Consider the following 23351-nt stretch of genomic DNA (forward strand, 5'->3'; position numbering starts at 1 on the left):
AGTACGTCCAGTACGAGGACTTCCGGCCGGCACGCCGAGAGCACGCACCGGACGTCACTCCTTGACGGGCGAACGTTGCCTGCCGGGGCACTAGGTGCCCCAGGGCGGCGGACTGCTGGGCGTCCTCGTCGAGGCGATGCCAGGGGTCGGGGTTGTAGTGGACCAGCACCTGGGGGTCGGTCTCCACCTGGCCGCCGAGCGCGTGCTTCAGCAGCAGCCGACGACAGACGCCGTCCAGGCAGCGCACCGACACCAGCAGGTCGGTGCGCACGCGCCGGGTGCGCGGCAGCGAACGCGACGCGATCCCGCTCCGGCCGGCGCAGACCCGGGTCGGACACAGGACCAGGAACAGCAACAGTGCGAGGGCGGCCCGGAGCGCGCTGCGCCACCACGTGAAAGGAGCGAGCACTCGGGCAACCGCGTCCCTGTTCTCGGTCGGCTACGGCACGTAGTCGCCCCCGGACATGCGTCGGGGCCGGAGCGCGGCGGATGCCCGCGACCGGCCCCTCGTGTCTGCGGGCGGTCCGGCGGACCGTCCGTCGGCCTCAGGCGGCCGTCATCACCCGGTCGGTGCCCAGGGGGCGGTGCGGGGCGATGATCTGGCCGTTCGGCAGGAGCTCACCGGTGTCCTCGAAGAGCACAACGCCGTTGCACAGCAGGCTCCAGCCCTGCTCCGGGTGAGGCGCCACGAGGCGGGCGGATTCCCGGTCGGCGGAGTCGGCTGACGGGCACGGTGGCTGGTGCTGGCACATTGGTGGGATCTTTCGCTCTGTTGTGTCGCGTGTCGTGTGTGTCCCGCGGCTACTGGCATTCTGCATGGCCGCCCCCCGTTTGATAAGTCGGTCCGGAACCAGTGTTGCCGCCCGGGCGGGATTCCGCAGGGATTTGGCAGCACCGCCTCTCATGGATGGAGGACGCATCATCCGCGCGGACGGTTCACCTCAACTCCCCTGTCTCTTCGGATGGTTCGGGGTAGCCGGATAGGGCTAGTCCGGTCGGGTCGTCGATTGCGACCGGCTCATGCGAGCGTAATTCGGCTCGGAAGAGCGAATTGCTCCGCCACGCAGCGTGGTACCCCGCTTCCGGGAATTCCGGCAGCGGGGTACGCGAGTGGCCGAGGGACGGGAAGGTCAGGCCGGGGAGCCCATGAGCCGGATGGGAGTCACCCGATGAGTGAGTACCGGGAGGAGCTCTGCGACCCGATGGGGGCGGTGGGCCGCTATCCCGGGCGGCGCCGGCGCCAGGGGAACGAGCAGGTCGTTGGCGGCCGGGTGGCCGGTGGCGCCGTCCGCGGAGAGGTCGCCGTGCAGCCAGAGCGTGAGCATGTACAGGCCGGGCACGGACAGCAGGCGGGGCTGGTAGGGCTGACTCATGCCCTCCGCCTGACGCAGCGCGCGCTCGGTGGAGGTGACGTAGGGACCCTCGAAGAAGTGGGAGAACGCCCAGCCGTCGGCGGTCAGCTTGGTCTCGGCCGCGGCCACCGCGTGGTCCCCGCACCGGATGAGGAAGCGCCACGCGGCCAGCCGGGTCGCGGAGACTCCCTCCGGGGTGATCCGGTCCAGGACGTGCACGGGCAGCGGAAGTTCGGGCGTGACGGGGCCCTGGGCGGCGCGTAGGGCGGGGGTCCGGGCCTCGCGGACCGCGGTGGGGGAACCGAGTGCCGTGAGGACGGAGCGCAGTGCTGGCGCGGGAGCCGGGGATACGTGCAGCGGCATGGTGGGTCGCCTCTCATTTGACAGGCACGGTGGCGCGAGGGCGGGGGTGGGGCGGGGGCGGACGGCGCTGTCTGCTCGCGAGGCAGGGGAGGGTGGGGCCAGGATGTGGGATACGAGGAGTGCGAAGTACGGCCTGCCGCACATGACCTTGGCGGCAGGAACCAGGGCTGTGGGCGCCAACCTTCTGCCTTGGTGCGGAGTTTATACGACCAATGTTCAGATAGTGTTTCGGCTAGCTGCTTCCGATGCGAACAACAAGGTTCTATTCGGTCGGAGATATGCGGGAATCATCCTGGTTCCGAGCGGGGCGCGCCGCGTTGACCTCCGGTTGTGTCCACGCAGCGGTCGGCTCGTTCTCGTCGGCGTTTTTCACGAGTTGTACGGGGTACCCGAATCTGCTGGATGCTCCATGCCCCGTGAATGTGCCACTGGTCACATAAGACCAGAGTAGCCGCTGCCGGACGGACGCGGGACGTTATCGATCGCGTTCGCGGGGCATCATCCCACCTGACCGGGACCCCGGCGGCCGGATCTTCGGCCCGCCCATCCGAGGAGGGACACAGCGATGGGGGAGAAGGTCGTGGCAGGCCAGTTCGACCTGTCCGATCGCCACCGCTACCGCGACAAGCTCCAGCGGTGCCTGAAGGGGCTTGAGCGGCTTCTGGCGGAGAAGCGGTTCGACCGCCCGAAGAACCTCATGGGGCTGGAGATCGAATTGAATCTCGTGGGCTCCGACGGCATGCCGAAAATGCTGAATGCGCAAGTACTCGAGCGCATCGCGAGCCGCGACTTCCAAACAGAACTCGCCATGTTCAACCTGGAAGTCAACATCGCCCCACACCGATTGGAGGCCCGGGTTTTCGATCGGCTCGCCGAGGAGGTGGCGACTTCACTGGCATATGCCGACCGGAAAGCGAGCGAGGTGGACGCGGGAATAGTGATGATCGGCATTCTGCCGACCCTCGACCGCGACGACCTGGTCTCCTCGAACCTCTCCGACGTCGACCGCTACACCCTGCTCAACGACCAGATCGTGGCGGCCCGCGGCGAGGACTTCCGCCTCGACATCGACGGCGTCGAACACCTCACCTGCACCTCGAAGTCGATCGCGCCGGAAGCCGCCTGCACCTCCGTGCAACTGCACCTCCAGGTCACCCCCAACCGCTTCGCGGATGTGTGGAACGCCGCACAGGCGGCCAGCGCGGCCCAGGTAGCCGTCGGCGCCAACGCGCCCTTCCTCTTCGGGCACGAACTGTGGCGCGAGTCGCGGCCCCCGCTCTTCCAGCAGTCCACCGACACCCGCCCGCCCGAACTCCAGGCCCAGGGGGTACGGCCGCGCACCTGGTTCGGCGAGCGGTGGATCTCCTCGGCCTACGACCTGTTCGAGGAGAACCTGCGCTACTTCCCGGCCCTGCTGCCGATCTGCGACAGCGAGGATCCCCTCGACGTGCTGGACGAGGGCGGCATCCCGAAGCTCGCGGAGCTCGTACTGCACAACGGCACCGTCTACCGCTGGAACCGTCCCGTCTACGACATCGCGGACGGCGTTCCGCACCTGCGTGTGGAGAACCGGGTGCTGCCCGCCGGCCCGACCGTGACCGACGTGATCGCCAACGCGGCGTTCTACTACGGCCTGGTGCGCGCTCTCGCCGAGGAGTCACGGCCCGTGTGGACCCGCCTGCCCTTCGCCGCGGCGGCCGCCAACTTCGACGCGGCCTGCAAGCACGGCATCGACGCCCGCTTCACCTGGCCCCGGCGCGGCCGGTACGCCGGTACGGCCGAGGTCGACGCGGTGAGCCTGGTCCGCGACGAACTGCTGCCGCTCGCCGAGGCCGGGCTCGACGCGTGGGGCGTGGAGCCTGCGGACCGCGACCTGTACCTGGGGGTCATCGAGGAGCGGTGCCGGCGCCGCGCCAACGGTGCGTCCTGGCAGGTGGCCACGTTTCACCGGGCCCTGGACCTCGGGCTCGGCCGGGACGCCGCCCTGGCGGCCACCACCCGGCGCTACCGCGAGCTGACGCAGGCCGGCGAACCGGTGCACACCTGGCCGGTGGGCCTGCCGGAGCCCGTGCCAATGGCGTAGCCATCGGCCTTGCGACGGGCTGCAGCGCCGCGTGAGGCGGCGACGGGCTGCGGCGCCGCGTGAGGCGGCGACGGCGTCCGGCCATGGCCTCCGGCGGCTGCGTGGCCGGGCCCGCTGGTGCCCGCCTCAGGTTGATCCGGCATGCTGTGACGTCCCACGACAACGACGTCCGGTGACGATGACGTCGGCCTGTTGAAACGCGTACGGGACCTGGCCGTATGGCATCCGCGGGAGGGGTGTGCGCCCCGTACGGCGTCCGTCCCGCGCACGGTGTGCCGCGTGTTGGGTGACGATGGGGACGAGACGGGCTCAGGCAACTGGAGGCAGGTGTGCGGGCGGAGACGGGGCCGGTGGCCGATTCTTTTCCGCAGGAGCGGCCGTCGCGACGGATCTTCCGCGACGAGACGCTCCTCGTTCTGGCGCTCTCGCTCGGCGCGAGCGGAGTGTCCGCCCTGATCAGCTTTGTCGGATCGGTCACGAAGCCCGGCGGGCTCAAGGACCAGGCGGCCACCCTCAATGCCTCCGCGGCACCGGGCCGTCCCTGGCTCGACCTCGCCTGGCAGCTGTTCGGGATCGCCTCGGCGCTGGTCCCTGTTGCGCTGGTCGCACACCTCCTGCTGCGCGAGGGGCAGAGCCTGCGCACCCTCGGCTTCGACCGCACCCGCCCCTGGCCGGACGTCAGCCGCGGCGCCGCGGTCGCGGCGGTGATCGGCAGCACCGGCATCGCCTTCTACCTGGGCGCCCGCGGCCTCGGCTTCAACCTCACGGTGGTGCCGGAGGCACTGCCCGACGTGTGGTGGAAGTTCCCTGTGCTGATCCTGTCGGCACTCCAGAACGCGATCCTCGAAGAAGTGATCGTGGTCGGCTATCTGCTGCGCCGGCTCGGGCAGCTCGGCTGGACCCCCGGGACCGCGCTGGCGGCCAGCTCCGTACTGCGCGGCTCCTACCACCTGTACCAGGGCATCGGCGGCTTCGTCGGAAACATGGTGATGGGTGTGGTGTTCGTCTGGCTGTACCGGCGCTGGGGCCGTGTCGGCCCGCTGGTCGTGGCGCACTCCCTGCTCGACATCGGGGCATTCGTGGGCTACGCGCTGCTGGCCGGGAAGGTGGGCTGGTTGCCGACGGCGTGAGCGGCCAGGGAATCGCTCACCAGGCTCACAGAGGGGCGCACGCGGGTGGCGTGCGCCCCTTCCTGCGTCCTTGCAATGCTCAGACCAGCAGGTCGCCGTCGATGACGGTCACCGCCCGGCCCGTGAGCAGGGTGCGGTCGCCGCGCAGCCCGGTGCGGACGAGGCCGGAACGCGGTGAGGCCTGAAGGCCGGTGAGGTCGGGGCGGCCGAGGCGTTCGGACCAGTAGGGCGCGAGAGCGGTGTGGGCGCTCCCGGTGACCGGATCCTCGTCGATGCCGACGTTCGGGAAGAAACACCGGGAGACGAAGTCGTAGCCGCGGGCCGGGTCCTCGGCGCGGGCGGTGGCGATGATGCCGCGCTCGCAGTAGGCACCCAGTGCCTTGTGGTCGGGCGTCAGTTGGCGCACCGTCTTCTCCTCGGCGAGCTCCAGCACCAGGTCGCCGACGTTCGGGCCGGTGTCGAAGGCCGCGCGCGGCTCGGCGCCGAGGGCCTCGGCGACCCCGTCGGGTACCTCGACGGGGGTGAGCGGAGCGGTCGGGAAGTCCAGGGTGACCGAGCCGTCCTCGGCGGGCGTCGCGACGAGCACACCGCTGCGGGTGGCGAACCGCACCGGACCCTCCTGAACGCCGGTGGTGTGCAGCACGTGGGCGGTGGCCAGCGTGGCGTGACCGCACATGGCGACCTCGGCGGCGGGTGTGAACCAACGTAGTGCCCAGTCGGCCTCCCCGCCCTCGGGCAGCCGGTGCGCGAACGCCGTCTCGGCGTGGTTGACCTCCAGAGCCACTTTCTGGAGCCACTCGTCCTCGGGGAAGTTGTCGAGCAGCAGGACCCCCGCCGGGTTGCCGGTGAAGGGACGGTCGGCGAAGGCGTCGACGATTCGAATCCGCATGATCCGACGCTAGGGGCACCGCGTGGCCGTCGGCCAAGGCCAATGCGCGGCGACTGGCCCGTCCTGGCCCCGGAACGCCCCGGAACCGCGTAGCCGCAGGTCGGTAAGGGGTTGTCGGACGAGCTGTTCCGATATATCGTTGAGGCATCGCGACAGATCAACGATGGAATGGAGTACTGCGATGCACGCTCACGGATTCGAGCACGGACATCGGCATGACGGCCCCCGGCGCGGCCGCGGTGGCTCCGAAGGACGCCGGGCGGCGTTCGGGCCCTTCGGCCCGGGCGGTCCCGGCTTCGGCGGTCCCGGCTTCGGGCCGGGCCCCTGGGGCGGGCGAGGGCGCGGCGGACCGCGCGGCAGGGCGCGGCGCGGTGATGTGCGGGCGTCGATCCTGGCCCTGTTGAAGGACCGGCCCATGCACGGTTACGAGATGATCCAGGAGATCGCCGAGCGCAGTGGCGGCGCCTGGAAGCCCAGCCCGGGGTCGGTCTACCCCACCCTCCAACTGCTGGAGGACGAAGGGCTGATCGTCAGCGAGAGCGAGGGCGGCAAGAAGCTGTTCTCCCTCACGGAGGCCGGGCGCACCGCGGCCGACGAGGGGCCGGACGTGCCCTGGGAAGAGGCCTCGCGCGGCATCGACTGGGAGGCGCTCAGTGAGATCCGGCAGGCCGGTTTCGGTCTGATGGAGGCCTTCGGCCAGGTGTGGAAGACCGGCAGCAAGGAGCAGCGGGAGAAGGCGCTCGCCGTGATCAACGAAGCCCGCAAGAGGCTCTACCTGATCCTCGCCGACGAGGACTGACGAGGACTGACGAGGACTGACGAGGACTGACGAGGACCGACGAGGACCGACGAGGTTGCACGGGCATGAACAGGGCGCCCCGCGATGAAGTGCGCGGGGCGCCCTCTTCGTGCGGCGGCCTTCAGGCCACGAGCCCGGCAAGTTTGCGCAGCGACTCGTTGAGCGCGGCCGTCGCCGAGTCCTTGAGCCGGCCTGCCATCAAAGACACCGCCGCACCAGTGAACTCGCCCTCGATGCGCACCCTCGTGGCGTCCCCGTCCGGGGTCAGCACGTACCGCGTGGCGACGTTCACGGCCATCGGGCCCTTGCCGCGGATCGCCAACACGCGGGCCGGCTCCAGTTCCTCGATGGTCCACTCCACCTCGGCCGGGAAGCCCATGAGCTTCATGTTCTCCTGGAACGTCCCGCCCACCGCGAACGTCTCGGGGCCGCCCTTGGGGAAGCTGGTGTGCGTCGCGTTCCACTGGCCGTACCCGGACCAGTCCGTGAGCTGCGCCCAGATCTTCTCCGCGGGGGCCCCGATGCGGGCCTCCGCGCTGACTTCGGCCATGCGACCACCCCTTCTCGTCGGGTGCTGTGCCGGGCGCAGCGAGGGTGTCGCGGAACGTAGCCGGACGGACGGGAACATTCAATACTGATGAACCGTCAGGAAGTATGAAGGGGGCCGGGCGCCGCAGGGCGGTTTCGGCCTGATCTCATCCCCAAGGAGGAGATTCAGCCCTGCCGGGTCCACTCTCTGCGGGAGGCGAAAATGGTTCCCGCCGGGGATGACCGGAGGCCGTGAGGCTGATGAGCTAGGAGATGTGCAACCCCGTATTCCCCGGCAGTCGGCTCCTGAGCAGGACATCCGCCGCCCGGACGAGGACGCCGGGCTCAGTGCCGAGCTGGCGGCGGTGGTCGCCGCTGCCCGCAGGAGGGCCGTCCGGGACGGGGACCGGCAGATCGACACTGCTCATCTGCTGCACACCCTCCTGGAGTCCGACCCCGAGGTGCGCTCCGTCTTCGACGGCGGCCCGCAGATCGCCCGGGTGCTCGGTTACCTCGTGCAGCGCAGCATTGGCTATGGCCTGCGCTGGCAGAGCGCCGTCGAGGACTCCGGTGCCGTCCCGGTGGTGACGGAGGCCGACCGCTTCTCGCCCCTTGCGGCGGCCGCGGTGCGGTCCGCCCGCGAGCGCGCGGCCCGGCGCGGCGAGGCTCGCGCACGTGGCATCGACCTGTTGGCGGGGATCCTCACCGACCCGCAGGCCCGGGCCGTCGAGGTGCTCGCCCGTGCCGGTGTCGACGCGCGCGAGGTCCTGGCCCGGGTCGAGAAGCACGCCGAGGGGTGCGCCGAAGGGTGCTTAGGGCGGTACGCCTGAGGGGCGCTCCGGCATCCGGCGGCGGACTCCGTCCAGCAGACGGGACTTCCGCCAGACGGGACCTCCAGCCGACGGGACCCCCAGTCGATGAGACGTCCAGCCGATGAGACAGGTGCCATCGGAGGTGACGCTACTGTCATCGCCTGTCATCATGTGCCGATGCGTACGTCTGAGAGCACTCGGGGCCGCCCCGGCAAGGGCGCGGGTCTCGGCCTGGCGCTTGCCTCCGCGGTCGCCTTCGGCGGGTCGGGTGTCGCGGCCAAGCCGCTGATCGAAGCGGGGCTCGACCCGCTGCACGTGGTCTGGCTGCGGGTCACCGGCGCGGCCGTCGTCATGCTGCCGCTCGCCGTCCGGCACCGCTCGCTGCCCCGCCGCCGCCCCGCCCTGCTCGCCGGATTCGGGCTGCTCGCCGTGGCGGGCGTCCAGGCCTGCTACTTCGCCGCGCTCTCGCGCATTCCCGTCGGCGTCGCCCTGCTCATCGAGTACCTGGCGCCGGCCCTGGTGCTCGGCTGGGTGCGCTTCGTGCAGCGGCGGCCGGTGACCCGGGCCGCCGCGCTCGGCGTCGTCTTGGCGGCAGGGGGACTCGCCTGCGTGGTGGAGGTCTGGTCGGGGCTGAGTTTCGACGCGCTCGGACTGCTGCTCGCCCTCGGCGCGGCCTGCTGCCAGGTCGGCTACTTCGTCCTCTCCGACCACGGTGGCGACACCGGTGACCAGGCCCCGGACCCCCTCGGTGTGATCGCCTACGGCCTGCTGGTGGGCGCCGCCCTGCTGACCGTGGTCGCCCGCCCCTGGACCATGGACTGGTCCGTGCTCGGCCGCACCGCGTACCTGAACGGCACTCCCGTCCCCGCCGTCGCCCTGCTGGCATGGATCGTGCTGGTCGCCACGGTCCTCGCGTACGTCACCGGCGTGCTCTCCGTGCGTCGGCTATCGCCGCAGGTGGCGGGCGTCGTGGCCTGTCTGGAGGCGGTCATCGCGACCGTGCTGGCCTGGGTGCTGCTCGGCGAGCACCTCTCGGCGCCGCAGGTCGCCGGGGGCGCGGTCGTCCTGGTGGGTGCGTTCATAGCGCAGTCCTCGGCGGCCCCGGCACGAGGCGACGAGGAGCCGCCTGCCCGGCAGGAGGCGGAGCGGGAGTTGTCGGTCAGGGGTACGGCGGCCTAAGGTGCTGATCATGCATGCAGACGCATTCGTTCTTCCGCCGCCGGCCGCCTGAGGCGGGCCCTCCGTTGATCGTGCCCGGCGACTGACCGGGCCGAACGGTGCTGCGTGCCCGCAGAAGAAGTCCCCGACCCCGCTCGACCGGGGTCCTCGTCGAACTTCTGCACCTCTGCGGAGACAACTCGTGTCGAATGCTTCCCTCGGCCTGCCCGTCGGGCGTGGCCTCCTCTACCTGATCGTCGCCGGTGCCGCCTGGGGTACGGCGGGCGCGGCCGCCACCCTGGTCTACCGGGTCAGTGACATGGGACCGGTCGCCCTGTCCTTCTGGCGTTCTGTGGCCGGAGTCCTGCTGCTGCTCGCCGCCCGCCTCCTGCGTCCACGGGTCCGCCCCGCCGTGCCCGTGGCGCCGCGCACCCGCTTGCTGCGGGCCGGGGCCACCGGTGTCTGCCTCGCCGTCTTCCAGACGGCCTACTTCGCCGCCGTCTCGGCCACCGGGCTGGCCGTGGCGACCGTCGTCACCCTCGGCGCCGGACCCGTGCTCATCGCGGTCGGCGCACGCCTGACGCTGGGCGAACGACTCGGCCGGGCCGGTCTCACCGCCGTCCTCGGCGCCCTCGCCGGCCTCGGAGTGCTGGTACTCGGCGGCGGCGGGGCGACGGTCCGCCCGTGGGGCGTGCTGCTCGCGCTCGCGTCGGCGGCCGGCTACTGCGCGATGACTCTGCTCACCCGGTGGTGGGGCCGTGACAGTGACGCGGACAACTCGGGGACGACCGTGGGGGCGTTCGCGGTCGCCGGTCTGTGCCTGCTGGCGTTCGCGCCGGCGGAGGGGCTGGTGCCGCACACCGCCGCGCCCGGCCGGCTGCTGTGGTTGCTCGGGTACATCGCGACGGTTCCCACCGCCCTCGCCTACGCCCTCTACTTCGCGGGCGCGGCCGTCGTACGGTCGGCCACCGTCTCCGTGATCATGTTGCTGGAGCCGGTCAGTGCGGCGGTCCTGGCCGTCGCACTGCTCGGTGAGCGGCTGACGGCGGCGACCCTCGTCGGCACGGCGTTGATGCTGGGGTCGGTCGTGGGCCTGGCGGTGGCGGAGGCGCGCGGGGCGCGGGCCGTGGAGACGGAGCAGCAACCGGTCCCGGCGTGACGCAGGGGTGCCGGTCCTCGTAACGAAGGACGCCGGTCCTGGCGTCACGCAGGGACGCCAGTCCTCGTGACGAAGGGCGGGCCCGTTCCCCGGGTCCCGCCCTTGCGTACGCGTCACGTCCCGCCTTGCCTCGTCACCCGCCGCGTCTGCGCAGCAGATGCTCCCGTGCCGCCGTGTCACGCGGGCCACCACGCCCGGCGAGTGCCCCTGCGATGCGGTCCTGGACCTCCGCGGACCGCTTCCCCGCGTACTTGAACTTCGCCCGTACACCGGTCACTTCGAGCCGCAGTCCGCGGATGCCGGAGAGCAGGCGGCCGTAGGGGGCCTCGCCCACCGCGGCAGGTGCCGAGCCGCCCTCCGGCTGGAAGTGACCCGTCTGCCGGTTCAGCAACTCGGCCTTCTCCTGCGGATCGTCCACGACGTGGGCCGTGCACCTGAGCTGGACGGCAGCGTAGAAGCTCGTCGGTACGCCGTGGTCCGGGCGGGCGGCCGGGTCCGCCTGCCAGGGGCCGGGGACGTACACGTAGTCGTCGACCACGCTCAGCAGGACCTCGGGGTTCGTCTCCAGGGCGGTCCACAGCGGATTGGGGCGGGCGAGGTGGGTGACGGCCTCGCTCCGGTCGGCGTCGTAGGCGAAGTGCAGCGGCTGGACGAACGGCGGCTCGCCGGGCGGGCCGTTGACGGCGAGCTGGCCGAAGTCGTGGGTGGCCAGCCAGCGCTGCCACTCGGTGTCGTCCTGCGGCGCGTCCCAGGGGTGGATCAGCATCACAGGGCCGTCAGGTAGCCGGGAAGCTCCGCGCCGGGCAGCAGATCGGGGTCGGGGACCGGGGAGCCGTACTCCCTGCGGACGGGAACCACGCCGGCCCAGTGGGGGAGGGAGAGGTCCTCGGGCTCGTCGTTGACCCCGCCCGTGCGCAGCTTGGCGGAGACCTCCTCCAGATCGAGGCGGAGCACGGCGGTGGCCGCCAGTTCCTTGGTGTTCGCGGGCCGTGAATCGGACGACCGGCCCGGCACGACATGGTCCACCAGCGCGTCCAGGGCCATCCGCCTCTCCTCGGGATCGGTGACCTGGTGGGCGATGCCGTGCACCACCACCGAGCGGTAGTTGATCGAGTGATGGAAGGCGGACCGGGCCAGCACCAGACCGTCGACGTGGGTGACCGTCAGGCAGACCGCAAGACCCGGGTCGGTCGTGCCCGCCATGCGCAGCGGACGCGAGCCCGTGGAGCCGTGCACGTAGAGCCGCTCGCCGACCCGGCCGTAGAGCGTGGGGAGCACGACCGGCGCGCCGTCGCGCACGAAGCCGAGGTGGCAGACGTATCCCTCGTCGAGTATCGCGTGCACCAGCTCCTTGTCGTACGACGCCCGTTGCGCCGAGCGCGTGGGAACGGTGCGGTCGGTCGGCGTGTAGTCGGTGGTCGGCGATGCCGGCTGCCGGGTCCCCTGCATTGCGATCTCCATTGCACTAGTGCATAATGTCATTTGTGCTAGGAGGATATCGGATCGAGGGCCGAGGTGCAGCCGAGATCTCGGCCAGCGTCGAGCGTGCGGTGAGTTCCGGAGACCTGGAGCCGGGTCAACTGCTGCCGCCCATGCGAGAGTTGGCGACCGAGCTGGGGGTCAATCCGAACACCGTCGCGGCCGCGTACCGCATCCTGCGTGAGCGCGGGGTGATCGAGACCGCCGGTCGCCGGGGCAGCCGGGTACGGCACGCCCCGGCCACGACCGGGCGGGACCACATCCGCGTCGACGTGCCCGAAGGCGTGCGCGACGTGTCGAACGGCAACCCCGATCCAGCGCTGCTGCCGCCCTTGACGTCGGCGTTCTCGGCCGCCGCCCGGCACAGCGACCGGGAGCCGGTGCTGTACGGGGACGTCGCCGTGGAGCCGGAGCTGGCCCGTCTCGCGAGGGCCGGGCTGGATGCCGACGGGGTGCCGGACGGGCCGATCGCCGTCCTGTCCGGCGCGCTGGACGGCATCGAGCGCGTTCTGGCCGCCCATCTCAAACCCGGGGACACGGTCGCCGTCGAGGACCCCGGCTGGGGCAGTGTCCTCGACCTCGTTCCCGCGCTGGGACTGCGTACGGCTCCGGTCGGCGTCGACGACGAGGGGCCCCTCGTCGGTGACGTGCAGCGCGTCCTGGAGAGCGGCGCACGGGCCCTGATCGTCACCGACCGGGCGCAGAACCCGACCGGTGCCGCGGTGAGCGCCACGCGCGCGCGTGCCCTGCGCTCCGTCTTCCGGGACCACCCCGAGGTCCTGGTGATCGAGGACGACCACGGTCACGGGATCGTCGACCTGCCCCTGCAGCCGCTTGCCGGAGTCACCCGCCACTGGGCCCTCGTGCGTTCGGTGGCCAAGGCGTACGGCCCCGACCTGCGGCTGGCCGTGCTCACCGGGGACGCCGTCACGGTCGACCGGGTGCGCGGCCGGCAGCGGCTCGGCCCCGGCTGGGTGAGCAGACTGCTGCAGCGGGCCGTGGTGCGGCTGTGGACGGACGGTGTCCTGGACACGCGCGCGGTGGCAGCGGCGTACGGCAGGCGCCGCGACCTGCTGATCGGAGCACTCGCCGAGCGCGGAGTCACGGCCCGCGGGCGCAGCGGGATGAACGTGTGGGTGCCGGTGCCGGACGAGACCGGGGTCGTCGCCCGGCTGTTGCACGCCGGCTGGGCCGTCGCCCCCGGCGCCCGCTTCCGGATGGGCGCAGCGCCGGGCATCCGGATCACTGTCGCGACCCTGGCCGAGGAGGAGACGGAGCCGCTGGCGAACGCGGTGGCGGCAGCCGTCGGCCCGGCCCCGGCACGGAGTTACGTGTAGGGCGTGCCGCTGTGCGGGGCCGGTGGCCACCGGCCGGCCCCAGCGCTAGGGGGTCGTTCGGATCACCGCGGGTCCGCGACGCCCGGCACGGCACCTCGCCGCGTTGTCGCATGACCCGAGTACGCCCGGTACGCGGGTCATGCTCCGCCTTGCGAGGCACCGCACCATGCGCCGCGGCCTGATCCGCGCTGATCCGAACGACACCCCTAGACCGTGGTCGCCTGCTCGGCGGGAGTCGACGGGATCCCGCTCGTGGTCTCGGTCGCGGCGGGTGCCCTGCGCGCCCTCGGCCGTGCCTGCGTCAGTGCCGCTCCCGCCAGGACGATCACCGCTCCGATCGGTGTCGACCAGGTCAGGCGCTCGCCGAGCACGGCGACACCGGCGGCCGCGGCGATGACCGGCACGAAGTAGGTGACCATCGTCGCCGTCGTCGGACCGACCTCCGCGACCAGGCCGTACTGGACGAGCATGGCGACGCCCGTGCCGAGGGTGCCCAGGGCGGCGACCGCCAGCAGCGGCAGGACCGGCAGCCGGCTCGGGATACCGGCGAACAGCGGAGTGACCACGGCCAGTTGGAGGGTGGCCAGCAGCAACTGGCCGCCCGTCAGCGACAGATGCGACGCCGGGGCGCCGGCCAGGGTGCGGCGGACGTAGATCCAGCCGACCGGGTAGCTCAGCGAGGCCAGCAGGGCCAGGGCCGTGCCCCCGGCGTCCAGGCCGTGGAAGCCCTGCCAGGCGCCCAGCACCGTGAGCACGCCGAGGAAGCCGAGCCCGAGCCCCGCGACCCGCAGCCGGGTCGGACGGTCCTCCGAGAGGGCCACGAGGGACAGCAGCATCCCCCACAGTGGCGAGGTCGCGTTGCAGATGCCCGCGAGCGTGGACGGGATGGTCAGCTCCGCGTACGCGAACAGTGAGAACGGCAGCGCGTTCAGGAAGAACGCCGCGACCGCGAGGTGTCCCCATGTCCGGGCACCGCGCGGCAGCCGCTCCCGGCGCGCCACCATGGCCACCGCGAGCACCGCCGTGCCGAAGAGCAGCCGCCCGAAGGTGACCTGGAACGGGGCGAAGCCCCCCGTGCCCACCTTGATGAACAGGAAGCTGAAGCCCCAGATCAGCGACAGGAAGGCGAAGCGGACGCGCCAGTGGAGCGGGTGGCGGGCGGGTGCGGCGGGGTGGGCCGGGGTCTGCTCGGAGACGGACGGAGCGCTCATGGTCGTAACCATGCCTTTGAACATGTCGTAGCACAATCGAGAATATGCGCGCTCTATCTCGTAGCGTTGCTTACATGTTGAACCTGGAGCGCCTGCGCACCCTCGATGCCCTGGCCCGGCACGGCTCGGTCAGTGGTGCGGCCGAGGGGCTGCACGTCACGACCTCGGCGGTCTCGCAGCAGATGGCCAAGCTGGAGCGCGAGGTGGGTCAGCAGTTGCTCGCCAAGAACGGCCGTGGGGTGCGGCTCACGGCCGCGGGGCGGCTGCTCGCCGAGCACGCGGCGCGCATCCTGTCCCAGGTCGAGCTCGCCCAGTCCGACCTGGAGGCGCAGCGCGGGCAGGTGGTGGGCGAGCTGCGGCTCGGCGCGTTCCCCACGGCCGCGCGCGGGCTGTTCCCGGCCGCGCTGTCCGATCTGCGGCTGCGTCACCCCTGCCTGCGGGTCAGCACCGTCGAGATGGAGCCGGCGACGGCCGTACGGGCGGTGCTGCGCGGCGATGTCGACCTGGCCGTCGTCCTGGACTGGTACAACAAGCCGCTGCCCGTCCCCGAGGGTCTCACCCGGGCCCCGATCCTCGACGACCCCGCCGATGTCGCCCTGCCTGCCGCCCACCCCCTCGCCTGCCGTGCCGAGGTCGACCTGGAGGACTTCGCGGACGACGACTGGGTCACCTGGGGCGACGCCGAGTTCTGCCACGAGTGGCTGCTCGACACCCTGCGCTCCAAGGGTGTCGAGCCGCGCATCGTGCACCGCGCCGAGGAGCACGCGACGCAGCTCGCCCTGGTCGGCGCGGGCATGGGCGTGTGCGTGGCGCCGCGGCTGGGACGCGGGCCGCTGCCCGCAGGGGTGCGCACGCTACCGGTGCGGCACTCGGTGCGGCGGCACGTCTACGCCGTCTGGCGGGCGGACGCCGACCGCCGCCCTTCGATCCGCGCGGCGGTCGAGGCCCTGTACGCGGCAGGCACGAAGACACCCTGACCGACGCGGCCCCCAGAAGCACGACGCGCCCTTCACCCCGCCTGCAGGAGGTCTCGTCGGTTTCAGGTCGGTCAGGCCGAGGCCAGTTTTCGGAAGTCCCAGGAGATGATCTTGTCCGGTGTCAGGCGGATCCAGGCGTGCCGGCCGTCGTGCGGCATCTCCTCCAGGCCGAAGTTCTTGCGGGCGAACAGTGTCTCGGGAATGTCGAGTTCGGCGCACAGCTCGCCGGTGCGCGGTATCTCGCCCACGAACTCCACGGTGCCGGACAGCTCGACCCCGCGCAGTTCGTCGTACTCCTCGCCCGTGTCGATCACGACCGCCACCCGCGGGTCGCGCCGCAGGTCGGCCCAGCGCTTGCTGCGCACCACCGAGTACAGCCACAGCGAGCTGCCGTCCCAGACGAACCAGAGTGCGCTCACGTGCGGAGCGCCGCCGGTGGACACGGTGGCCACCCGGCAGGTGCGCTGGGTGATGAGGAACTCGTCCAGCTCACCGGTGGTCATCATGATCTTCCGGCCCCGGCGCTGAGTGACGGTCATGCGGCCCCCTCTTCCTTCTCTCACGTCGTGTCGGAGGACGCCACCCCCCGGCGGGGAGAGGTCCTCTGACATCACGTCAGAAAAGGATGGGCCGTCTTCCCTCCGTACGCAACGGCCGTTAGGCTCGCCCGCCCCACACCGTCGGCGACCAGGGGGAACCGTGCCGTCGTACGAACGTCTCAGCGAACTTCTCGACCCCGCGGACACCGTTCTGCTCACCGTCGAGTGCCAGCGGGGAGTCGTCGGACCGGACGGCGCGCTGCCCGAACTCGCCCGCGCGGCCCGCTCCTCGGGCGCCCTCGCCAACGTCGCCCGCCTGGTCGCCGCCGCGCACGAGAGCGGGATCCAGGTGATCCACGCGATCGCCGAACGCCGTCCGGACGGCCGCGGCGCGAGCCGCAACGCCCGGCTGTTCCGCGCCGCCGAACGGCTCCCCGTGCAGCAGCTCTCCGGCACCGCGGCGGTGCGCGTCGCGGCCCCGATCGAGGTCGCCGAGGAGGACCTCGTCGTACGGCGGCTGCATGGCCTGTCCCCGGTCCAGGGCACCGACGTCGACCCGCTGTTGCGCAACCTCGGGTGCCGCACCCTGATCGTCACCGGGGTCTCGGCCAACGTGGCGATCCCCAATGCCGTGTTCGACGCCGTGAACCGCGGCTACACCGCCCTCGTGCCCACCGACGCCATCGCGGGGGTGCCCTCCGACTACACCCCCGCGATGATCCGCAACACCCTCGCCCTGGTGGCGACCCTGGCCACCACCGACGAGGTGCTGCACTGCTTCGGACGGCCCCGGCGGGCCGGGCGGGCGTGAACGTCAGGCCATTTTGATCTCGTCCCCGGAGACGGTGATGCTCTTGGCCGCCAGCGGCTGGGTCGCGGGCCCCTTCTTGACGCTGCCGTCGGTCGCGGAGAACTCACTGTGGTGACAGGGGCACTTGATCACGCCGTTGACCACCTCGTTCACCGGGCAGCCCTGGTGGGTGCACTTGGAGGAGAACGCCTTGAACTCGCCCTTCGTCGGCTGGGTGACCACCACGCCGCCGAGGACCTTGCCGCCGCCCTCCGGGATGTCGGCGGTCTTCGCCAGCACGGTCCCTCCGGAACCGGCCGCGGCGGCGCCGCCGCCCGAGCCGCCGCTGCCGGTGTTGCTGCCGTTCTGGGTGGTGGAGGAGCCGGAGGACGACTTGTTGTCCGATCCGCACGCGGTCAGCGCGACGGCGAGCCCCGCCGCGCCCATCGCCGCCACGACCGTGCGGCGGGCCGGTGTCCCCTGGGGCTGAAGCGATTCGCTGGTCATGCTGACGTTTCCTTCCGCGCAGGCTTGGTAGATCTGCACAGGGGTACGGGCGGCGGGCGTCCGGCGTTCAGGCGGTGGCGAGATCCCGACCGGCCGGGGAGCAGAAGGGCGCAAGACGTCGGCGAGACGGCGCGAAAAGGCCCACCGGCCGTGTCCCCGAGCCCCCGAACACCCCAGTAACCTGGGGCGATGCTCAAGGAAGTCATCGCGACCCGCTACATCACGCCGCTGCGTGAGGGCGGCTCGCTGCCGGGGCTCGTCGAGGCCGACGACTTCGGGACGTACGTGATGAAGTTCACCGGCGCCGGGCAGGGCCGCAAGACGCTGGTCGCGGAGGTGGTCTGCGGTGAGCTCGCCCGGCGGCTGGGGTTCCGGGTCCCGCGGCTGGTGACACTCGACCTGGACCCGGTGCTCGGGCTCGGCGAGCCCGACGAGCAGGTGCAGGAGCTGCTGCGGTCCAGCGGCGGCACCAACCTCGGCATGGACTTCCTCTCCGGGGCACTCGGTTTCGACCCGCTGGCCTTTCCCGTGGACGCCGAGGAGGCCGGACGGGTCGTCTGGTTCGACGCGCTGGTCAACAACGTGGACCGTTCCTGGCGCAACCCCAACCTGCTGAGATGGCGCGGCGAGCTGTGGCTCATCGACCACGGCGCCACCCTGATCTGGCACCACAACTGGCCCGGCGCCGAGGCCTCCGCCGCCCGCCCCTACGACGCCTCGGACCACTCCCTGGCCGGCTTCCGGCCGGATGTCGCGGGCGCCGCCGCCGAGCTGGCCCCCCGCGTCACCGAGGAGCTCCTCGCGGAGGTCACCGCCGAGATCCCGGACGCCTGGCTGTCCGGCGAGCCCGGCTTCGACACACCGGACGACCTCCGGCGGGCGTACGCGCGGCCGCTGCTCGCGCGGGCCGCCATCGTCCAGGAGCGCGTCACCGGCCTCGAGGAGGGCAAGTGAGCGAACGCCACATCCACATGGCCGGCCATGTGACCGAGCGCCACATCACCAGGGCGGGGCAGGGTGGCGACCGGGACGTCTTCGAGTACGCCGTGCTGCGCCTCGTCCCGCGCGTGGAGCGCGGCGAGTGCATCAACGCGGGCGTGCTCGTCTACTGCCGCGCCAAGGCCTACGTCGGCGCCCGTACCCACCTGGACGAGGCCAGGCTGCTGGCCCTCGACCCGGACGCGGACGTGGTGGCCGTGCGCTCCGCCCTCGCGGCGGTCGAAGCGGTGTGCACCGGCGGTGAGGCGGCCGGGCCGGCCGCGGCCGACGACGCCGGGCGGCGCTTCCGCTGGCTGGTCGCGCCACGCTCCGCGGTCGTCCAGCCCGGACCCGTCCACACGGGGCTGACCACCGATCCGGCCGCCGAGGCGGAGCGGTTGCTGGACCTCCTGGTGAGGTAATGGATCACACGAACCGGGTGTGCCGTTGACACCGGGTGCCAGGGCTTCTAGCGTCACGTCTACCGAAGGTACTAAGCGGTCGCTCACCGCAGATCATGCTTTCTCAAGGGCGAGGAGAAACAGCAATGTCCACCACTGAGCAGCGGGTCGCCGTCGTCACCGGTGCCGCGCGCGGCATCGGCGCCGCCACGGCCGTACGACTGGCCGCCGAGGGCCGCGCCGTCGCCGTGATCGACCTCGACGAGGCCGCCTGCAAGGACACCGTCGAGAAGATCACCTCGGCCGGTGGCCGGGCCGTCGCGGTCGGCGCCGACGTGTCCGACGAGGCCCAGGTCGAGGCGGCGATCGCGCGCGTGGTCGAGGAGCTCGGCGCCCCCACCATCCTCGTCAACAACGCCGGTGTGCTCCGCGACAACCTGCTGTTCAAGATGACGGCGTCCGACTGGGACACCGTCATGAACGTGCACCTGCGCGGCTCGTTCCTGATGACCAAGGCCGTTCAGAAGCACATGGTGGACGCCGGCTTCGGCCGTGTCGTCAACCTGTCCTCCTCCTCGGCGCTCGGCAACCGCGGCCAGGCCAACTACTCCGCCGCCAAGGCCGGTCTCCAGGGCTTCACCAAGACCCTCGCCATCGAGCTCGGCAAGTTCGGCATCACCGCCAACGCCGTCGCCCCGGGCTTCATCGCCACCGAGATGACCAAGGCCACCGCCGAGCGCGTGAAGATGGGCTTCGAGGACTTCAAGGCCGCGGCCGCCACCCAGATCCCGGTGCAGCGCGTCGGCGAACCCGAGGACATCGCCAACGCCATCGCCTTCTTCACCGGCGAGGCCGCCGGCTTCGTCTCCGGCCAGGTGCTGTACGTCGCCGGCGGACCGCTCAACTAGGGCCGGAGGAAACAGCGACATGACTTCCGTGGAACTCTCGGGCAAGGCCGCCGTCGTCACCGGCGCCAGCCGCGGCATCGGCTACGGCGTCGCCGAGGCGCTGGTCGCCAGAGGCGACCGGGTGTGCATCACCGGCCGCAACGAGGAAGCGCTGAAGGAGGCCGTCGAGAAGCTCGGTTCCGACCGGGTCATCGGCGTCGCGGGCAAGGCCCACGACGAGGCGCACCAGGCTGAGGTCGTCGAACGCGTCATGGAGGCCTTCGGCCGCGTCGACTACCTGGTCAACAACGCCGGCACCAACCCGGTCTTCGGCCCGATCGCCGACCTCGACCTGAACGTGGCGCGCAAGGTCTTCGAGACCAACGTCGTCTCCGCGCTCGGCTTCGCCCAGCGCACCTGGCACGCCTGGCAGAAGGACAACGGCGGCTCCATCGTCAACATAGCCTCCGTCGCGGGTCTCGCCCCCTCGCCGTTCATCGGCGCCTACGGCGTCAGCAAGGCGGCGATGATCAACCTGACCCAGCAGCTGGCGCACGAGTACGCGCCCCGGGTGCGGGTCAACGCGATCGCCCCGGCCGTGGTGAAGACCAAGTTCGCCGAGGCTCTCTACGAGGGGCGCGAGGAGGAAGCGGCGGCCGCCTACCCGCTGGCCCGGCTCGGCGTGCCCTCCGACATCGGCGGCGCCGCCGCGTTCCTCACCTCGGCGCAGTCCGACTGGATCACCGGCCAGACGCTCGTGGTCGACGGCGGCATCTTCCTGAACGCCGGGGTGGGCTGACCGGAGACCGACACGGGGCGCCGTCTCCGGGGGAGGTTTTCCCTGACGGAAACGGCGCCCGTGTCGACCGGCGACGCGCACACGGCCCGATGACAACGTAGTCATCGCCGCGCTGATCAATAGCCCCGTCCGGAGGTGGTTCACCGGGCGGGGCACTGCGGTATGGTCTGCCGACCCTTGGTATGGCGGATCGAGGAGTGTGCGCGTGTTCAACCGGAATCGCTGCCTGCGGCCAGTACTGGCCATAGCGTCCATATCCCTGGTCGCCGGGTGCAGCGTCTTTTCCGACGGCAACCCGGATGGCAAGGGGCCGATCGTCGTGGGGACCACCAGCGCCCCCAGCACGCTGGATCCGGCCGCCTCCTGGGACCAGTCCTGGGAACTTTTTCGAAACATTTACCAAACCCTGCTGAACTATCCCGTCGGCGCGACGACGCCGCAGCCCGACGCGGCCGAGAGCTGCAAGTTCACGGACAGCTCGAACACCGTCTACAGCTGCGAACTGCGTTCGGGCCTGACCTTCTCCGACGGGCACAAGCTGGACGCGCAGGCCGTCAAGTACTCGATCGACCGGATCAGGAAGATCAACGTCAACGGCGGTCCGGCCGGCCTGCTGGGCAGCCTCGACCGGGTCCAGGCGGTGGGTGAGCGCCAGGTCGTCTTCCACCTGAACCAGGCGGACGCCACCTTCCCGTTCGTCCTGGCCACACCCGGTATGTCGATCGTGGACCCCAAGGAGTACCCGGACGACGCGGTGCGCAAGGACAACAAGGTCTTCGGGTCGGGGCCGTACGAACTGCAGGACTATCAGCAGGGCAAGCAGGCCGTGCTGGTCGGGAACAAGCGCTACCAGGGGTTCGCCGAGCGCAGAAACGATGCGGTGACCATCCGCTACTTCCAGGACTCGCGCTCGCTGGCCGACGGCCTGCGCAGCAAGCAGCTCGACCTCTCGTTCCGTGGCCTTGCCGCCGATGACGTCATCTCCTTCCAGCGCAACGACTCCAAGGACATGGACGTCATCGAGGGAGCGACCAACGAGATCGAATACCTGGTGTTCAACCCGAAGGACCCTTGGGCGGGCAAGCTCGCCGTCCGCAAGGCCGTCGCCCAGGTGATCAACCGGAGCGCGCTCGCGCACGACGTCTACAAGGACACCGTCGAACCGCTGTACTCCATGATCCCGGCCGGCCTGACCGGGCACACCACGGCCTTCTTCGACGACTTCGGCGACCCCAGCGTCTCCAAGGCCCGCAAGTTCCTCACCGAGGCGGGTATCACCCAGAAGGTGCCGCTCACGCTCTGGTACACCACCGACCGCTACGGCTCGGCGACCGCGAAGGAGTTCCAGGCGATCAAAAAGCAGCTGGAGGACTCCGGCCTGTTCACCATCACTCTGCACGGCCGCCCCTGGAACACGTACGTAGCGGGCTACGAAAAGGGCCAGTACCCGGTGTTCGGGCGCGGGTGGACCCCCGACTTCCCCGACCCGGACAACTTCGTCGCGCCGTTCGTCGGCCGGCAGAACGCCCTCGGTACGCCCTACCCGGCACCCGAGATCACTGGCACCCTGCTGCCCCAGTCCCGCCGCGAGAGCGACCGTGCCAACGTGGTGAAGGAGTTCGGGGAGGCTCAGAGGATCCTTGCCGACGACGCGCGGCTGCTGCCTCTGTGGCAGAGCAAGCTGTACCTGGCCACGCGTGACGACATCTCCGGCGCGGAGCAGTCGCTCGACCCCTCGGCGATCATGATGATGTGGGAGCTGTCCCGCAAGACCAGCTGGTAGGCGCCGGGCCCGCTCCGGGGAGCGGGCCCGTTGTCAGTGGTCGCCTGTAGGTTCTGAGACCTGTAAGTGACCGCACATCGTGAGGACGTTGACGTGACCGACATCGCCATGCTGCCCGGTTCCTGGCGCGGGGTTCTGGGCGACGAGCTGCAGCAGCCCTATTTCAAGGAGCTGACCGAGTTCGTCGAGGAGGAGCGGGCGAAGGGCCCCGTCTACCCGCCGCGGGAGGAGGTCTTCGCCGCACTGGACGCCACGCCGTACGACAAGGTGAAGGTCCTGATCCTCGGTCAGGACCCGTACCACGGTGAGGGCCAGGGCCACGGCCTGTGCTTCTCCGTCCGCCCCGGCGTGAAGATCCCGCCGTCGCTGCGCAACATCTACAAGGAGATGCACGAGGAGCTGGGCACGCCGGTCCCGGACAACGGCTACCTCATGCCGTGGGCCGAGCAGGGCGTGCTGCTGCTGAACGCGGTGCTCACGGTGCGCGGGGGCGAGGCCAACTCGCACAAGGGACGGGGCTGGGAGCGGTTCACCGACGCGGTGATCCGCGCGGTGGCCGGCCGGCCCGACCCGGCCGTCTTCGTCCTGTGGGGCAACTACGCGCAGAAGAAGCTCCCCCTCATCGACGAGGCGCGCCACGTGGTGGTCAAGGGCGCGCACCCGTCCCCCCTGTCGGCCAAGAAGTTCTTCGGATCCCGCCCGTTCACCCAGATCAACGAGGCGGTGGCGCGCCAGGGACACGATCCGATCGACTGGCGGATCGAGAACCTGGGCTGACGCGGGCAGCGCTCCGGCGCGGCGACCGGCGCGGTGCGCACGGGGCGGCCCGACCCAGGCCGTCGGCGAGTGACGGCAACGCGGCAGATGGGGGTGCCGAGCGCCGTGATTCCGGCATGATCGGGCGGACAGGCCCTAGCGTCGGGGGAGCAGGTCGGGCCAGGGCTGGAGGACGCGGTGGCGGAACAACGGGAGCAGGCGGCGCCGGACGAGGTGATGACGCGGATCGGGCAGAGCGTCATGCTGCACCACGCCGGAGATCGTGAGGAGGCCCGCGGCCGCTTCTTCGGCCTGTGGGCTGAGATCGGCGAGGACGGCGATCCGCTGCACCGCTGCACGCTGGCCCACTACATGGCCGACACCCAGGACGATCCGGCCGACGAACTGGCCTGGGACCTCAGGGCGTTGTCCGCCGCGGACGAGCTCACCGACGACCGCCTCGCCGAGCACGAAGGCGCACCGGCGGTCCGCGCACTGTATCCCTCGCTCCATCTGAACCTGGCCGCCGACTACGTCAAGCTCGGCCGCACCGAGGCCGCCCGCAGTCACCTCGACCGGGCCCGCGGTGCGGCCGACGCACTGGCCGACGACTGCTACGGCGACGGGGTCCGCG

General features: G+C 71.2%; 25 protein-coding genes and 1 pseudogene. 16 read left to right on the plus strand and 10 right to left on the minus strand.

Annotated elements, in window-relative coordinates; all coding sequences use genetic code 11:
* From AB0A61_RS07000 to AB0A61_RS07010, 3 genes and pseudogenes are all read right to left on the minus strand, one after another.
* Window positions 1-409: pseudogene (locus AB0A61_RS07000) on the minus strand (hypothetical protein); the annotation flags it as partial.
* Window positions 410-545: 136 nt separating this feature from the next.
* Entirely contained in the window at window positions 546-752 is a 207-nt protein-coding gene (locus tag AB0A61_RS07005) for a DUF5999 family protein (protein ID WP_361287361.1), read from the minus strand.
* Between the two features lie 378 nt (window positions 753-1130).
* On the minus strand, window positions 1131-1715 hold the full coding sequence (locus AB0A61_RS07010; RefSeq protein ID WP_361287364.1) for a hypothetical protein: 585 nt from the start codon (window positions 1713-1715) through the stop codon (window positions 1131-1133).
* A 565-nt stretch (window positions 1716-2280) separates the two neighbouring features.
* Here AB0A61_RS07010 and AB0A61_RS07015 point away from each other — a divergent pair.
* Window positions 2281-3798, plus strand: a complete 1518-nt coding sequence (locus AB0A61_RS07015; RefSeq protein ID WP_361287366.1) for a glutamate--cysteine ligase — start codon at window positions 2281-2283, stop codon at window positions 3796-3798.
* Between the two features lie 329 nt (window positions 3799-4127).
* On the plus strand, window positions 4128-4928 hold the full coding sequence (locus AB0A61_RS07020) for a type II CAAX endopeptidase family protein (protein ID WP_361287369.1): 801 nt from the start codon (window positions 4128-4130) through the stop codon (window positions 4926-4928).
* Window positions 4929-5007: 79 nt separating this feature from the next.
* Here the strand turns inward: AB0A61_RS07020 and AB0A61_RS07025 are convergent, their stop codons facing one another.
* Window positions 5008-5817: a PhzF family phenazine biosynthesis protein gene (locus AB0A61_RS07025; RefSeq protein ID WP_361287372.1), complete on the minus strand. Its 810-nt coding sequence runs from the start codon at window positions 5815-5817 to the stop codon at window positions 5008-5010.
* A 181-nt stretch (window positions 5818-5998) separates the two neighbouring features.
* Here AB0A61_RS07025 and AB0A61_RS07030 point away from each other — a divergent pair, with 181 nt between their 5' ends.
* Window positions 5999-6616 (plus strand): PadR family transcriptional regulator, encoded by a 618-nt coding sequence (locus AB0A61_RS07030; RefSeq protein WP_361287375.1) that lies wholly within the window; start codon window positions 5999-6001, stop codon window positions 6614-6616.
* 121 nt (window positions 6617-6737) lie between these two features.
* Here the strand turns inward: AB0A61_RS07030 and AB0A61_RS07035 are convergent, their stop codons facing one another.
* Window positions 6738-7166: an SRPBCC family protein gene (locus AB0A61_RS07035; protein WP_361287378.1), complete on the minus strand. Its 429-nt coding sequence runs from the start codon at window positions 7164-7166 to the stop codon at window positions 6738-6740.
* 253 nt (window positions 7167-7419) lie between these two features.
* Between AB0A61_RS07035 and AB0A61_RS07040 the strand changes: the two genes are divergently transcribed.
* From AB0A61_RS07040 to AB0A61_RS07050, 3 genes are all read left to right on the plus strand, one after another.
* A complete protein-coding gene (locus AB0A61_RS07040) occupies window positions 7420-7974 on the plus strand; it encodes a Clp protease N-terminal domain-containing protein (protein WP_361287381.1) in 555 nt (184 codons plus the stop codon).
* Window positions 7975-8127: 153 nt separating this feature from the next.
* Window positions 8128-9135, plus strand: coding sequence for an EamA family transporter (locus AB0A61_RS07045; RefSeq protein WP_361287384.1), 1008 nt, complete (start codon window positions 8128-8130; stop codon window positions 9133-9135).
* 181 nt (window positions 9136-9316) lie between these two features.
* Entirely contained in the window at window positions 9317-10273 is a 957-nt protein-coding gene (locus tag AB0A61_RS07050; protein WP_361287387.1) for an EamA family transporter, read from the plus strand.
* A gap of 133 nt (window positions 10274-10406) precedes the next feature.
* Here the strand turns inward: AB0A61_RS07050 and AB0A61_RS07055 are convergent, their stop codons facing one another.
* Window positions 10407-11039 carry an FMN-binding negative transcriptional regulator gene (locus AB0A61_RS07055; protein WP_361287389.1) on the minus strand — a complete coding sequence of 211 codons (633 nt, stop codon included), beginning with the start codon at window positions 11037-11039 and terminating at the stop codon, window positions 10407-10409.
* Window positions 11039-11722 carry a pyridoxamine 5'-phosphate oxidase family protein gene (locus AB0A61_RS07060; protein ID WP_361288273.1) on the minus strand — a complete coding sequence of 228 codons (684 nt, stop codon included), beginning with the start codon at window positions 11720-11722 and terminating at the stop codon, window positions 11039-11041. The genes AB0A61_RS07055 and AB0A61_RS07060 overlap by 1 nt, the downstream gene beginning before the upstream one ends.
* Before the next feature lie 35 nt (window positions 11723-11757).
* On the opposite strand from AB0A61_RS07060, the gene AB0A61_RS07065 reads away from it, so the two are divergent.
* The gene (locus AB0A61_RS07065) at window positions 11758-13089 is read left to right on the plus strand and encodes an aminotransferase class I/II-fold pyridoxal phosphate-dependent enzyme (RefSeq protein ID WP_361287391.1); all 1332 of its coding nucleotides are present in this window, start codon (window positions 11758-11760) and stop codon (window positions 13087-13089) included.
* 206 nt (window positions 13090-13295) lie between these two features.
* On the opposite strand, the gene AB0A61_RS07070 is transcribed toward AB0A61_RS07065, so the two are convergent.
* On the minus strand, window positions 13296-14300 hold the full coding sequence (locus AB0A61_RS07070; RefSeq protein WP_361287394.1) for a DMT family transporter: 1005 nt from the start codon (window positions 14298-14300) through the stop codon (window positions 13296-13298).
* Between the two features lie 74 nt (window positions 14301-14374).
* Here AB0A61_RS07070 and AB0A61_RS07075 point away from each other — a divergent pair, with 74 nt between their 5' ends.
* The gene (locus tag AB0A61_RS07075; RefSeq protein WP_361287397.1) at window positions 14375-15277 is read left to right on the plus strand and encodes a LysR family transcriptional regulator; all 903 of its coding nucleotides are present in this window, start codon (window positions 14375-14377) and stop codon (window positions 15275-15277) included.
* A 71-nt stretch (window positions 15278-15348) separates the two neighbouring features.
* Here AB0A61_RS07075 and AB0A61_RS07080 read toward each other — a convergent pair whose 3' ends face one another.
* On the minus strand, window positions 15349-15816 hold the full coding sequence (locus AB0A61_RS07080; protein ID WP_361287400.1) for a pyridoxamine 5'-phosphate oxidase family protein: 468 nt from the start codon (window positions 15814-15816) through the stop codon (window positions 15349-15351).
* Window positions 15817-15976: 160 nt separating this feature from the next.
* On the opposite strand from AB0A61_RS07080, the gene AB0A61_RS07085 reads away from it, so the two are divergent.
* Complete coding sequence (locus AB0A61_RS07085; RefSeq protein WP_361287403.1) at window positions 15977-16627, plus strand: isochorismatase family cysteine hydrolase; 651 nt, start codon at window positions 15977-15979, stop codon at window positions 16625-16627.
* Window positions 16628-16630: 3 nt separating this feature from the next.
* On the opposite strand, the gene AB0A61_RS07090 is transcribed toward AB0A61_RS07085, so the two are convergent.
* Window positions 16631-17113, minus strand: coding sequence for a Rieske (2Fe-2S) protein (locus tag AB0A61_RS07090; protein ID WP_361287406.1), 483 nt, complete (start codon window positions 17111-17113; stop codon window positions 16631-16633).
* A 189-nt stretch (window positions 17114-17302) separates the two neighbouring features.
* On the opposite strand from AB0A61_RS07090, the gene AB0A61_RS07095 reads away from it, so the two are divergent.
* From AB0A61_RS07095 to AB0A61_RS07125, 7 genes are all read left to right on the plus strand, one after another.
* A complete protein-coding gene (locus tag AB0A61_RS07095) occupies window positions 17303-18067 on the plus strand; it encodes a HipA family kinase (protein ID WP_361287409.1) in 765 nt (254 codons plus the stop codon).
* The gene (locus AB0A61_RS07100) at window positions 18064-18513 is read left to right on the plus strand and encodes a DUF3037 domain-containing protein (protein WP_361287412.1); all 450 of its coding nucleotides are present in this window, start codon (window positions 18064-18066) and stop codon (window positions 18511-18513) included. The genes AB0A61_RS07095 and AB0A61_RS07100 overlap by 4 nt, the downstream gene beginning before the upstream one ends.
* A 125-nt stretch (window positions 18514-18638) precedes the next feature.
* Entirely contained in the window at window positions 18639-19400 is a 762-nt protein-coding gene (gene fabG / locus AB0A61_RS07105; RefSeq protein ID WP_361287415.1) for a 3-oxoacyl-ACP reductase FabG, read from the plus strand.
* A gap of 19 nt (window positions 19401-19419) precedes the next feature.
* Window positions 19420-20178, plus strand: a complete 759-nt coding sequence (locus AB0A61_RS07110) for an SDR family oxidoreductase (RefSeq protein ID WP_361287418.1) — start codon at window positions 19420-19422, stop codon at window positions 20176-20178.
* A gap of 205 nt (window positions 20179-20383) precedes the next feature.
* On the plus strand, window positions 20384-21961 hold the full coding sequence (locus AB0A61_RS07115) for an ABC transporter substrate-binding protein (protein ID WP_361287421.1): 1578 nt from the start codon (window positions 20384-20386) through the stop codon (window positions 21959-21961).
* Window positions 21962-22054: 93 nt separating this feature from the next.
* A complete protein-coding gene (gene ung / locus AB0A61_RS07120; protein WP_361287424.1) occupies window positions 22055-22738 on the plus strand; it encodes a uracil-DNA glycosylase in 684 nt (227 codons plus the stop codon).
* A 177-nt stretch (window positions 22739-22915) separates the two neighbouring features.
* On the plus strand, window positions 22916-23351 hold a 436-nt coding region (locus tag AB0A61_RS07125; RefSeq protein WP_361287427.1), incomplete at its 3' end, for a hypothetical protein.

It is taken from the genome of Streptomyces sp. NPDC046197, from assembly GCF_040646295.1.
Lineage (GTDB): Bacteria > Actinomycetota > Actinomycetes > Streptomycetales > Streptomycetaceae > Streptomyces.